At 67.4% G+C, this 12,832-nt stretch carries 9 protein-coding genes and 2 tRNA genes; 10 read left to right on the top strand and 1 reads right to left on the bottom strand.

Features of this window, described 5'->3' with window-relative positions; translation table 11 throughout:
• The 5 genes from LDO13_RS14190 to LDO13_RS14170 all read left to right on the top strand — a co-directional run bounded on the left by LDO13_RS14190 (position 1) and on the right by LDO13_RS14170 (position 5,478).
• Positions 1-1,278, top strand: a complete 1,278-nt coding sequence (locus LDO13_RS14190) for a glycosyltransferase 87 family protein (RefSeq protein ID WP_224047331.1) — start codon at positions 1-3, stop codon at positions 1,276-1,278.
• A gap of 74 nt (positions 1,279-1,352) precedes the next feature.
• Positions 1,353-1,892 carry a helix-turn-helix domain-containing protein gene (locus tag LDO13_RS14185; protein WP_224047330.1) on the top strand — a complete coding sequence of 180 codons (540 nt, stop codon included), beginning with the start codon at positions 1,353-1,355 and terminating at the stop codon, positions 1,890-1,892.
• The gene (locus LDO13_RS14180; protein WP_224047329.1) at positions 1,889-3,211 is read left to right on the top strand and encodes an MFS transporter; all 1,323 of its coding nucleotides are present in this window, start codon (positions 1,889-1,891) and stop codon (positions 3,209-3,211) included. The genes LDO13_RS14185 and LDO13_RS14180 overlap by 4 nt, the downstream gene beginning before the upstream one ends.
• An 82-nt stretch (positions 3,212-3,293) precedes the next feature.
• Entirely contained in the window at positions 3,294-4,646 is a 1,353-nt protein-coding gene (locus tag LDO13_RS14175) for a glycosyltransferase 87 family protein (RefSeq protein WP_224047328.1), read from the top strand.
• Positions 4,647-4,683: 37 nt separating this feature from the next.
• Complete coding sequence (locus tag LDO13_RS14170; RefSeq protein WP_224047327.1) at positions 4,684-5,478, top strand: SDR family oxidoreductase; 795 nt, start codon at positions 4,684-4,686, stop codon at positions 5,476-5,478.
• 17 nt (positions 5,479-5,495) lie between these two features.
• Here the strand turns inward: LDO13_RS14170 and LDO13_RS14165 are convergent, their stop codons facing one another.
• Entirely contained in the window at positions 5,496-6,701 is a 1,206-nt protein-coding gene (locus LDO13_RS14165; protein WP_224047326.1) for an acyl-CoA dehydrogenase family protein, read from the bottom strand.
• Positions 6,702-6,933: 232 nt separating this feature from the next.
• On the opposite strand from LDO13_RS14165, the gene LDO13_RS14160 reads away from it, so the two are divergent.
• The 5 genes from LDO13_RS14160 (at position 6,934) to LDO13_RS14140 (ending at position 12,784) form a co-directional block, all read left to right on the top strand.
• Positions 6,934-7,587, top strand: a complete 654-nt coding sequence (locus LDO13_RS14160) for an MOSC domain-containing protein (RefSeq protein WP_224047325.1) — start codon at positions 6,934-6,936, stop codon at positions 7,585-7,587.
• Between the two features lie 390 nt (positions 7,588-7,977).
• Positions 7,978-10,110 (top strand): DEAD/DEAH box helicase, encoded by a 2,133-nt coding sequence (locus LDO13_RS14155; protein WP_224047324.1) that lies wholly within the window; start codon positions 7,978-7,980, stop codon positions 10,108-10,110.
• A 232-nt stretch (positions 10,111-10,342) separates the two neighbouring features.
• Positions 10,343-10,414, top strand: a tRNA-Thr gene (locus LDO13_RS14150).
• Between the two features lie 62 nt (positions 10,415-10,476).
• Positions 10,477-10,550, top strand: a tRNA-Met gene (locus LDO13_RS14145).
• Between the two features lie 41 nt (positions 10,551-10,591).
• On the top strand, positions 10,592-12,784 hold the full coding sequence (locus LDO13_RS14140; protein WP_224047323.1) for an acyltransferase family protein: 2,193 nt from the start codon (positions 10,592-10,594) through the stop codon (positions 12,782-12,784).
• Positions 12,785-12,832: the final 48 nt, after the last annotated feature.

Here is a 12,832-nt window from a genome sequence, read left to right as displayed (position 1 = left end):
GTGACCACCACCATCAGGGCCACGCCCTCCACTATGCGCGGCTGGCTCGCGACGGCGGCCGGCGCGCTCGCCGTCGTCGCCGCCCTGGTGGTGCTGTACTCGTCCTACATCCCGCTGATGAACGACTTTGAGGTCTACTTCTACGGCGGCAGCCGGGTGCTGCAGACCGGAGAGGCCGGCGTCAACGAGCTCTATGCGCCGCGGGACGGTCTGCCGTTCACGTATCCGCCTTTCGCCGCACTGCTGTTCGCGGCCATGGCGGCGCTGGGCCAGGGTGGTGGCAGCCTCGTGTTCATCACCACGGCGCTGCTGGGCGCTGGAATTGTGTCCGCCTGGCTCGCACGGCACTACTTCCGGCTTGGGAGCTGGCGGAACGCGTTCGCCGACTGGCGGTTCCGGGCCGTTGCCCTGTCCGGCACGGCAGCCATCCTGCTTCTGGGGCCCTGGCGGGACACCTTTGATTTCGGGCAGATCAACATCATCCTGATGGGCCTGATCCTGGCCGACTTCGCGCTCTACGGGAAAGCCCGGGCCGGGGAGATCCGCTGGCCCGCGGGGCTGCTGATCGGCATCGCCGCCGGCATCAAGCTGACCCCGCTCGCGTTCGGGCTGTATTTCCTGGTGCGCCGCGATTTCAAGGCCCTCGGCTGGATGGCGGCCGGCTTCCTCGGCTCGATCGGCCTGGCCTGGGCCGTGCTGCCCACGGCGTCGCTCACGTTCTGGACCAAGATCCTGCCGGACACCGGACGGATCGGCGGGCCGGCCTACGTGGACAACCTCTCCGTCAAGGGACTGCTGCTGCACCTGGGACTCCCGGACTCCGGCCTGACCAGTCTGATGTGGCTGGTGCTGTCCCTCGCCTTGGCGGCGGTTGCCGCGCTCGTGATCGCCTGGGCGGTGGCCGCGGACGAGAACTTCGTAGCCGTCTCCGCGACCGCCCTGCTGATGCTCCTGATCAGCCCGGTGTCCTGGTCCCACCACTGGGTGTGGATGGCCGTGGCGCTGCCCTGCATGGGTTTCGCGATCCACCGGGTGCCATCCCGGAACGGACGGATGCGCCTCGCCGGGTGGATCATCGTCGCCTTCTCGGCCCTGGCCTTCTACCTGACACCCAAGTACCTGTCCGTCATGGCGGGGGCGGCCGAGTGGGGCAAGGACCCGCAGACCCAGTGGCAGCTGATCGTGGCGAGCCTCGGCGTGCTCTGCGGCATCGCCATGCTGGTCTACTGGGCCCTGGCCTACCGGCCCTCCCGCGCCGCGCTCCGCACCGGGGCGTAGCGGGGCCCGGGTTCCCCGCCCAAACTCGACGAAACATCTAGCTTTCTTGAAGATAGTCAGCTAGGTTTGTCCGCATGGCACTTCGATCCGACTGGTCCCAGCGGAACTGCAGCATGGCCCGCGGCCTGGACATCCTCGGCGATCCGTGGGGCATGCTGGTCCTCCGTGAGGTCTTCTTCGGCAACGGCCGCTTCGACGCGATGAAGTCCCGGCTCGGGGCGGCGGATTCCGTCCTCACCAAACGACTGGCGGCGCTGGTCGACGCCGGTCTGCTCACCCGAAGCCCGTACGACGACGGCGGCCGCACCCGCCAGGAGTACGTCCTCACCGAGATGGGGGAGGACGCGCTGCCGGTGCTCAACGCCGTCGTGATCTGGGCCGAAAAGCACCTGCCGGCCCCCTCGGAGCAAGCCCACATGTTCGTGGTCCACACCGGTTGCGGCGCGCGCACCACCTCCGCGGACAGCTGCACCGAATGCGGGGAACGGCTCACTGCCCGGAACACGAGCTGGCACAGCCTCACCAGAACCCCGGACCCCGTACCGCTCGCCGCGACCTACGCCTCCCCGGGCCCGTCCGCAAAAGCCCCCTCCCAGAACGGACCCGCCCTATGAGCGCCCCCGAAACCACGCTGCTGCCCGCTCCGAAGCGCAGGATCCACCCGGCCTGGATCGTCGCCGTGGTCGCCTTCCTGGCACTGGTCGGGGCCGCGGGGTTCCGGGCCGCGCCGGGCGTGCTGATGGTGCCGCTGCAGAACGAGTTCGGCTGGTCCACCACCGTGCTCTCGGCCGCGGTCAGCATCAACCTGGTGCTCTTCGGCCTCACCGCACCCTTCGCCGCGGCCCTGATGGAACGCTTCGGCATCCGCGCGGTCACCGCCGTGGCGCTCGTGCTGATCGCGGCCGGCAGCGCCCTGACGGTGCTGGTCACGCAGTCCTGGCAGATCCTGCTCACCTGGGGGCTGCTCATCGGGCTCGGCACCGGGTCCATGGCACTGGTCTTCGCCGCGACCATAGCCAACACCTGGTTCGCGAAAAGCCGCGGCCTGGTCATCGGGATCCTCACCGCCGGCAGTGCCGCAGGGCAGTTGGTCTTCCTACCGTTCATTGCAGCCCTCGCCCAGGACCCGGGCTGGCGGCAGGCCTCCATGCTGATCGCTGCCGGCGCCCTCGCCGTCGTTCCGCTTGTCCTGAAGTTCCTGAAGAACTCACCGGCCGACGCCGGGGTGCTTCCCTACGGTGCCGAGGAGGAGTCCACTCCCGGGCCGGACGCCGCAGCAGCCGGCACCGGGGAACCGCGCCAGAATGCTGCCGTCAGGGCGCTGCAGGTGCTCAAGCGGGCAAGCAAGGTGCGGACCTTCTGGGCGCTTGTCGCGGGGTTCGCGATCTGCGGCGCCACCACCAACGGCCTGATCGGCACGCACTTCATCCCTTCCGCCCATGACCACGGCATGGCCCCGACCACCGCGGCGGGCCTGCTGGCCGTCGTCGGGATCTTCGACATCGTCGGGACGATCGCCTCCGGCTGGCTGACTGACCGCTTCAACCCGCGGATCCTGCTCGCGGTCTACTACCAGTTCCGCGGCATTGGCCTGCTGGTGCTGCCGTTGCTGCTCAGCGCCACCGTCCAGCCCAGCATGATCGTGTTCGTGGTGATCTACGGACTGGACTGGGTGGCCACCGTACCGCCCACCGCCGCCATCTGCCGCCAGATCTTCGGCGCGGACGGCAGCGTTGTGTTCGGCTGGGTCTTCGCCGCCCACCAGCTCGGCGCGGCCGCCGCGGCCCTGGCGGCCGGCGCCATCCGGGACGCCACCGGACAGTACACCTACGCCTGGTTCGGTGCCGCCGCGATGTGCACCATCGCCGCCGTCGTGAGTGCGACCATCCGCAAGGACGCCCGCAGGAAGGACGTCGTCGCAGTTTCCGCGTAGGGCTTCTGTAGGATGAGCGGCGAGGCTGGGCGCCTTGATGGCGCCCCGAGTCGGCCTCGAATCGTCAAAATTTGGGGGACCCATGTCACTGCTCGATGCCGAAAACAGGCCCGCGCCTTCACCACCGTCACGGCTTCGGCAGCGACTTCCGGTACCGCAGCTTCGCCGGCTCTCCACCATCCTGGCCCTGGCCGCGGTGCTGTTCCTGGTCTGGACCTGGCTCGGCGTCTGGGCGAAACAGGGCCTTGACTTCAGCGTCTACTGGCACGGCGGCAAGATCCTCAACGGCGCCGGTGCGGCGCCGTCGGACCTGTACCGCGGCAACATGGACTGGGCCGGCGGCCCCCAGCTGCCGTTCACGTATCCGCCGTTTGCCGCGCTGCTCTTCAGCCTGCTGGCGAGGCTGCCGGAACCGCTGGCTCTGACGATTTTCAACGCGGCCGGGACTGTAGTGGCGGGCTGGGTTTCGCTGCGCGCAGTGCGGTACTGGAATGCACGGACGGACTGGAGGGCCACCTTCGGCTCGGTACGCAACCGCTGGGGCGCCGCCGTGCTGGTCCTGGCGGTGCTGAACCTGGGCCCCTGGCGCGAAACCCTGGCCTTCGGGCAGATCAACATCCTGCTCATGGGGGTGATGGCGGCGGACCTGCTTTCCCGGAACCGGCACTGGACCAGCGGCTTCCCCGGCACCGGATTCCTGGTGGGCGTCGCCGCCGGCATCAAACTGACGCCGCTGGTCTTCGGGCTGTACTTCCTGATGCGCAAAGACTGGCGGGGCCTTCTTAACATGGGCGCGGGCTTCGCCGGCACTGTGCTGATCGGCTGGCTGCTCCGGCCGGCCGAGTCCCTGCAGTTCTGGCTGGAGATCCTCCCGGACACGTCCCGGATCGGCGGCGCCGGCTACGTCGACAACCTCTCACTCAAGGGCGCGCTCCTGCACTTCGGCGTCCCGGAAGCTTCAGTCACCGTGCCGTGGCTGCTGCTGAGCCTGCTGGTGGTAGCGGTGGCCGCCGCGGTTATCAGGTCCGCCAGCGCCCAGGGATCGCGCGTGGTGGCCATCTCCGCGACGGCGCTCACCATGCTGCTGATCAGCCCGGTGTCCTGGTCGCACCACTGGGTCTGGGTCGCGGCGGTCCTGCCGGCCTTCGCCTGGACCCTGCGCGAGACCCCGCTGCGGTACCGCCGGCTGCGCGGGCTCATGGGCGGAGTGCTGGGAATCTCGGTCATGGTCTTTCTGTTCTCGCCCAAGACCATTGGCACGGCGCTGGGTGCGGAGAACCTCGACATCCAGACGCCCGGTGCCTGGATCATGGCCTCCAGCGCCGGCGTGTTCTGCGCCCTTGCCATCCTCGCCTGCTGGCTCCTGGTACTCCGGCGCGGCTCGCTGGGCCCGGCCTTCGACGTCCACCCGGACGTTGAACAGGCCAAGAGCTAGAGCTCACCCGGCAGGGGCGGGCGCTATTCTGGTGCCCATGGACGCCACCTCCCCCGGGAACCCGCCGGGCCCGCCCGCAGCGCCGCACCGGAAGACGGCCCTGATTACCGGAGTCGGCCGGCTGGCAGGAATCGGCGCCGGCATCGCCCGCCGCCTTGCGGCCGACGGCTGGGACCTCGTACTGACGTACTGGCAGGACTACGACGCGCGGATGCCCTGGGGCGTCCAGCCCGACGACGTCGGACGCCTCACCGCGGAACTCCAGGCGACCGGCGCCGCCGTCGTGGCACTGCCGGCTGACTTCCAGGACCCGCAGGCCGTGGACAGGCTCATGGAGGCAACCGCGGCGGAGGCCGGGCCCTTGCAGGGACTCGTTCTGAGCCACGCCGAGTCCGTGGACTCAGGCATCCTGGACACTTCTTTGGAGAGCTTCGAGCGGCATTTCGCCGTCAACGCCCGTGCCAGCTGGCAGCTGATCGCGGCATTTGCGCGGCAGGCACCGGCTGGGGGCGGCGCGATAGTGGCCTTGACCAGCGACCACACCGCCTTCAACCTGCCCTACGGCGCGTCCAAGGGCGCACTGGACCGGATCGTGATCGCGGCGGCCCGGGAACTCGGCCCGCAGGGAATCACCGCCAATGCGCTCAACCCGGGTCCGGTGGACACCGGCTGGATGGGCCGGGAGCTGCGCGAGGACCTGGCCCGGCGCCACCCCGGCGGGCGGCTCGGAACCCCGGCGGATGTGGCCGGGACGGTTGCGTTCCTGCTCTCGCCCGAGGGCCGCTGGGTGTCGGGCCAGCTGCTCAAGGCCGACGGCGGCTTCTCCGCCTGACGCGCGGAGGGCGGGGACTAACGGAAGGCGGCCAGCCCGGTGATGTGCTGGCCCAGGATCAGGGTGTGGACCTCGTCGGTGCCCTCGTAGGTGCGGACTGACTCGAGGTTGGCGGCGTGCCGCAGCGGCGAATAGTCCAGCGTGATCCCGTTCCCGCCCAGGATGGTCCGGGCCTCGCGGGCGATCGCGATGGCCTCACGCACGTTGTTTAGCTTGCCCAGCGAGATCTGCTCGGGCCGCAGTTTCCCGGCGTCCTTGAGCCGGCCCAGCTGGAGTGCCAGCAGGGTGCCCTTCTGGATCTCCAGCAGCATGTTCACCAGCTTTTCCTGGGTCAGCTGGTAGCCGGCGAGCGGTTTGCCGAACTGCAGCCGCTCCTGCGCGTATTTCAGCGCGGCCTCGTAGGAGTCCCGCGCCGCGCCCATCGCACCCCAGGCAATCCCGTACCTGGCCTCGTTCAGGCAGCTGAAGGGTCCGCGCAGCCCCTTGGCGGCCGGCAGCAGGGCCTCGGGACCCAGCCGGACGCCGTCGAACGTGACATCACACTGGATCGAGGCGCGCATCGACAGCTTCTGCCCGATCGGCGTGGCCGTGACCCCTGGGGTGCCGGCGGGCACAAGGAAGCCGCGGACACCATCCTCGGTCATCGCCCACACCACCAGCACGTCCGCCACCGAGGCGAGCCCGATCCAGCGTTTGGCGCCGTCCAGGATCCAGCCGGCGTCGTCGCCGGCGCCGTCACGGCGGGCGAAGGTCTTCATCGAGGCGGGGTCCGAGCCGGCGGTGGGCTCGGTCAGCGCGAAACTGCCGATCAGTTCGCCGGCGGCCATCCGGGGGAGCCACTCCTGTTTCTGTTCCTCGGAGCCCCACTTGTGGATCGCCGTCATGGCCAGCGAACCCTGGACGGAGACGAAGGTGCGGATGCCGGAATCGCCGGCTTCCAGCTCCATCGCCGCCAGGCCGTACTCGACGGCGGAACGGCCCGGGCAGCCGTAGCCCTCCAGATGCATGCCAAGGACTCCGAGTTCTCCCAGTTCCGGGGCCAGCTCCAGCGGGAACACGCCGTCGTCGTACCAGCCCGCGATGCCCGGCCGGATCCGCTGCTGCGTGAAATCGCGGACCCGCTCCCGCACGGCCAGTTCCCCGGCGCTCAGCAGGGAATCGATCGCCAGGATGTCGGACACGTCGGATCCTGCAGACCCGGGGAAGCCAGCCTCGTTGCTCATTCCAGCATCCTACGGTCTTGTCCCGGCGTCGGCCCGGCCTTCCTGCCCAGTTACCTCCGGACCCAGGCGCGGATTCCCGCCGACTCGCCGGTGTCGGCGGCCACTTGCGCGGTCTGCGGGAAAGTAACCGGGCAGGAGCGTCGTGCGGGGTTCGGTGGCGCGGGGTTCGGCGGCCTGAGGGGGACATGTCCAGCCGGAGCCCGGTCCGCGGGTCCAGGCCTACACTGGTGCCATGGACACCGCATCTGTTCTCGCCGTCTGCCGCGTACACCAGTTGCTGGACGACCCCGGAAGTGTGGGCGTGACGGCGATCGACAAGCGGTCCGTGGCTGGACCGGTCAGGGTGCACAGGCTCGGCCTGCACGGCGACATCCAGGCCAGCCGGGTCCACCACGGCGGCGAGGACCAGGCGCTCTATGCCTACTCCCAGGACGACGCCGACTACTGGGCAGCGGAGCTCGGGCGCGAGCTGCCGCCGGGGGTCTTCGGCGAAAACCTGCGCGTCGCCGGCATCAGCGCCACCAACGCCGTCATCGGTGAACGCTGGAAGATCGGGCTCGACGTCGAAGTCGAAGTGACCTCGCCCCGCACCCCCTGCGCCACTTTCCAGCGTCGGATGCACGAGCCGCACTGGGTCAAGCGGTTCGGCGACGCAGGGCGCGTGGGAACGTATCTGCGGGTAGTGCGGGTCGGCAGCATCCAGGCGGGCGACCACATCCACCGGATCTTCGTCCCCGCCCACGGCGTCACCATCGGCAAATGGTTCAGTGACCCCACAGTTGAGGACATGGAGGCCCTGCGGGACGCCGACGCCGACGGGCAGATCCGCCTCCAGCCCGAGTACCATCAGGAGTTCGAGAAGCTGCAGCGCCGCCTCGGCGTGTAGCGGGCCGGCCGCCGTGTGCGCAAGCTCACCGCCGCCGTCGGCCTCTCGGTTACCCATGGGCGGGATCAATGCCCTACACTTGAAATATCCCCCACTCCGGAAATCCCTTATTCCTGCCCAATTCTTGAGGCAGGACTGGTAAGTGTTGGGGCCCGCAGATTGTGATGCGGGCATTTTCATAGGGAGAGCCGGCTAAAGAAAACGCTGTACAGACTGCTGGGATAGCAGCCAAGAGATGCAGCGGGAAGTCCTGCCACGGGATTGCGAAAGCGCCGGGCTTCTATGTGACCGGCCGGTCAAAGTACGTCCGGCAATACAGGTCACGCGTACTGCGGCTCCGCTCACCTCGGGTTGTGCCGCTTGGCCCCTATGGATGAGGATATTTCACCTATGCCCGAAAATCAGAACAACTCCGTCGAAACCGAACTCGCCACCGAGAACAGCCCGGTCGACGTCGAGACTTCTGAAACGGCTGCCCCCGCAGCCGGCTCCGCCCCGGAATTCACCGAGGCTCCTGCGAACGTTGAGGCTCCGGCTGCTGCCGAGGCCGCGCCGCAGGCTGACACCAAGAACGAAGCCACGGCTGCCCCGGCTAAGGAAGAAGACGCTGAAGAAGAAGGCGTCAAGTTCGTTGACCTCGGCATCGATGGCCGCGTCCTCGCTGCCCTGCAGGACGTCGGCTACGAGAAGCCGTCCCCGATCCAGGCAGCAACCATCCCGCTGCTGCTCGAAGGCCGCGACGTCGTGGGCCTCGCCCAGACCGGTACCGGTAAGACTGCAGCATTCGCAGTACCGGCACTGTCCCGTCTGGCCGAACTCCACGACCTCAACGGCCCGTCCCGCAAGACCCAGGCCCTGGTGCTTGCCCCGACCCGTGAGCTCGCCCTCCAGGTCGCCGAAGCCTTCACCTCCTACGCCAAGCACATCGACGACTTCACCGTCCTCCCGGTGTACGGCGGCTCCGCCTACGGCCCCCAGCTCGCCGGCCTGCGCCGCGGCGCCCAGGTTGTTGTCGGTACCCCCGGCCGCGTGATCGACCACATCTCCAAGGGTTCCCTCGACCTGTCCGAGCTCCAGTACCTTGTCCTGGATGAGGCCGACGAGATGCTCCGCATGGGCTTCGCCGAAGACGTGGAACAGATCTTCCAGCAGACCCCCGCGGGCCGCCAGGTTGCGCTGTTCTCCGCCACGATGCCGAGCCAGATCCGCCGGATGTCCAAGCAGTACCTGAACAACCCGGCCGAGGTCCAGGTCAAGTCCAAGACCACTACGGGTGCCAACACCCGCCAGCGTTACCTGCAGGTCATGGGCCCGCACAAGCTGGACGCGCTGACCCGCATCCTGGAGGTCGAAGAGTTCGAGGGCGTCATCGCCTTCGTCCGCACCAAGATGGCCACCGAGGACCTCGCCGACAAGCTGCGCTCCCGCGGATTCCAGGCTGCCGCCATCAACGGCGACATCCCGCAGCAGCAGCGTGAGCGGACGGTCGAGGCCCTGCGTGACGGCAAGATCGACATCCTCGTCGCCACCGACGTCGCCGCCCGCGGCCTCGACGTCGAGCGCGTCAGCCACGTGGTCAACTACGACATCCCGCACGACACCGAGTCCTACGTCCACCGCATCGGCCGCACCGGCCGTGCAGGCCGTTCCGGCGACGCGATCCTGTTCATGACGCCGCGGGAGAAGTACTTGCTGCGTTCCATCGAGAAGGCAACCCGCCAGCCGGTGGAGCAGATGCACCTGCCCACGGCCGAGACCGTCAACACACTGCGCCTGGGCAAGTTCGCTGAGCGCATCACGGAGACCCTCGAGTCCGAGGACGTCGCAGCGTTCCGCGACCTCATCTCCTCCTACGAGGAAGAGCACAACGTGCCGGCGTCGGAGATCGCCGCCGCGCTGGCCGTCATGGCCCAGGGTGGACAGCCGCTCCTGGTCAAGGAACTGCCGGCAGCGCCCGAGTTCCAGAAGCGCGAGCGCTCCAAGGACGGCTTCGGCTCACGCGGCCCGACCCGCACCCTGACCGAGGGCAACGCCACCTACCGGATCGCCGTCGGACGCCGCCAGCGCGTCATGCCGGGTTCCATCGTTGGTGCCATTGCAAACGAAGGCGGCATCTCCTCGGCCCAGATCGGCGGAATCGACATCCGCGCGGACCACTCCCTCGTGGAGCTCCCGGCGGACCTGAGCGCCGACCAGCTGAAGGCCCTGTCCCGCACCCGGATCGGCGGCGAGCTGATCCACCTCGAACTGGACAACGGCCGCAAGCCTTCCGGTGACCGTGGCAGCTACCAGGGCGGCAGCCGCGGCGGCGACCGCGGCGGGTACTCCGGCGGCGGCGACCGTGGTGGCAACTTCAAGGGCAATGGCGGCTTCAAGCGCGAGTTCCGCAAGAACGACGGCGAGCGGTCCTCCGCTGACCGCGGCGGACGCTCCTTCAGTGACCGCAACGAGCGTGGCGTCGGCACCGACGCGGCCCGCAAGCCGCGCACCGAAGGCGGCTTCAAGCCCCGCAACAAGTGGTAACCGTCAGCTGCTAAGCACTGATTCACCGTGAGAGCGGGCCGGCTGCAGAGCCGGCCCGTTCTTCGTTAAGTACCCTTGGTCACATCGGGTAGTCAGGCGTTGCCGCGGGGCCGCTTTTTGGGCCGTCTCCTGGTGCCGATAACGCCTGATTTTCGCCGTTTTTGACGCTTTCGGGGCCACCCCGATGCCGATTTGTTGGGAGGGGAATCTTCCGGTAGAGTATTTACTCGTTGCCCCCCTAGCTCAGTGGTAGAGCGCGTTCTTGGTAAGAACGAGGTCACCGGATCGATTCCGGTGGGGGGCTCTGAATGAGGGCCTGTGTCAAGGCGGTTTTTGACCGGCTTAGCGCAGGTTTTCCTCATTTATGGCGGCGTAGCTCAGTTGGTTAGAGCGCACGACTCATAATCGTGAGGTCGGGAGATCGAGCCTCCCCGCCGCTACAGAAAGACCCTGCAGGCAAAGCCTGCAGGGTCCTTTTGTTATGAGCGCACCGCTGCGTGCTCGAGATCCGGCAGCGAATGTCGCCTGCATGTTGAAGGGAATCATGACAATCACGGCCGATCGGCAGGAGCGCAACCTCCCGCGACTTACCAGGCGGAATAGTGCAGGCGGTGCGCGCAAGGGCCACCGGACGGATATCCAGGCGCTGAGGGCACTTGCTGTCGGCTTGGTGGTTCTAAACCATCTTTGGCCTCAACGTCTTCCCGGCGGTTATGTCGGCGTTGACGTGTTCTTTGTGATTTCCGGGTTCCTGATCACCTCGCACCTTGTCAGGGAGCTTCAGGCGAGCGGCCGCATTAGGCTCGGGGCGTTCTATGCCCGGCGAGTCAGGCGCCTTCTGCCGGCCGCGTTCCTGGTCCTTGTTGCCTCCCTGATTCTCGCTGGGCTCACGCTCCCGTGCACCCGGTGGGAATCCACGGTCGAGGAGGTGCTGGGCAGCACCTTCTACTTTGAGAACTGGCTCCTCGCCGCCAAGTCTGTTGACTACTCCGCCATGAATGAATCGGCAACGGTGGCCCAGCATTACTGGTCACTATCCGTCGAGGAGCAGTTCTACTTGCTGTGGCCGCTCGGATTGGTGGCGTTGTTTGCAGTGGCTCGCAGGACGCGCAAGAATTCGACGTCCGTCCTTGTCGCAGGCATCGGGCTGGCTACTCTCGCATCCCTCATATGCAGTGTTTACATCACTGCCGTTGCGCCCAACCAGGCTTACTTCGCGACTCCCGTCCGAATCTGGGAGTTCGGCGTAGGCGCAGGGCTGGCATTCGTGGGCGCCTTGCCGTCAGTGTCGCGCCGCCTGCGGAACGTGGGCGCCGTTGCTGGCTTCACAACGATTCTGGCCACCGCCCTCGCGTTCAACCACGAAACGCCATTTCCAGGCTGGACAGCCATAGTTCCGGTCATGGGCACGGCGCTTGTGATCCTGGCCGGATCGGGCGGGATGCGGATGTGGCACGATCGATTTACAGGGCTCAAGCCGGTGCAGTTCGTAGGCGACATTTCCTACTCGCTGTATCTGTGGCATTGGCCGCTCATTGTTGTCGCACCCTTCGTCGCAGGCGCCGATCTGACGTTCGGCGTTCGGCTCCTCGTTTTGGCGGCGGCAGTGGGGCTCGCTTGGCTGACCAAAACCTTCGTTGAAGACCGGTGGATCAAACAAGGTGGGCCACGGGACCGGCCGCGGAGAGTGTTCATCGGCCTTGTGGCGGGCATGGTGGCCGTTTCCCTGGCCGCCCTCAGCCTGGGCCTCCTCGGTGTCCAACGATCAGACCAGGCCGCCGCCAAAGCCGAAAGGCTCGCCGCTAATCCGTGTCGCGGAGCCGCCGTAGTAGACCGGAATGAAGACTGCGGCGACCCTTGGACAATGCCCGTGGCCCTGCCCCACATGGGCCCTGTGAACTCGTACACCCATTCTCCTGAAGAGTGTCAGACCAACGACAACACGCTCCGGGATGGCCTTGAGGGCCACCCGGCCTCGTGCGATCTTTCGGGGGGCGATCCCAACGCCGAGACCGTGTGGCTGGTCGGTGATTCTCACGCGCAGCAATGGCAGACAGCCATTTTTGAGCTCGCGAAAGAGCGTCACTGGAAGCTGAAATGGAGCTACTTCGGCGGCTGCCCGCTCGTGGACGCACGACTTTCCGGCCACGGGGGGCGGCCCGCTGATCCAGCCACGACCGCCGATTGTCAGCGGTGGGGCCAGACTGTTGCCACGGCCATAGAGCGGGACAGGCCCAGCAGGGTGTTCGTCAGCATGTTCGCCGCAGGTGAGCAAATAGATGACGGAACCGGCCGCTCCCAGACGGCGCAGTATGCCGACGGGCTCGTCAGGCACTGGAAGCGCTGGCTGGCGGTTGGCGCCAAAGTCCAGCCTATTTACGACCCGCCGTTGAACGGCGCAGTGCGAAGCGCTGAGTGCCTGGCCCTCAACCCGGAGAATCCCCAAAGCTGCGCCGTTCCGAGAGACAAGGCGTTGCCGTCAGACCCCATGGCGGCCGCGGTAGAAGAACTGAACCACCCGATGGTCCGGCCCGTGGACTTGAGCCGGTATTTCTGTGACGACACCAGCTGCTACAGCGCCGTAGGGGGCGTTGCCGTCTACTACGACCCGGATCACCTGAACAGGGAATACCTTCGGGGAGTGACGCCGGCATTCGGCCAGCGGGTGGACTGATCGGAAGGAAGCGTCAACCGGCCGGTATCGGACCGACAGCCGCGTGCG

Source organism: Arthrobacter sp. NicSoilB4, from assembly GCF_019977335.1.
In the GTDB taxonomy this organism is placed as follows: domain Bacteria; phylum Actinomycetota; class Actinomycetes; order Actinomycetales; family Micrococcaceae; genus Arthrobacter.
This window is presented reverse-complemented; position numbering and strand designations above follow the sequence as displayed.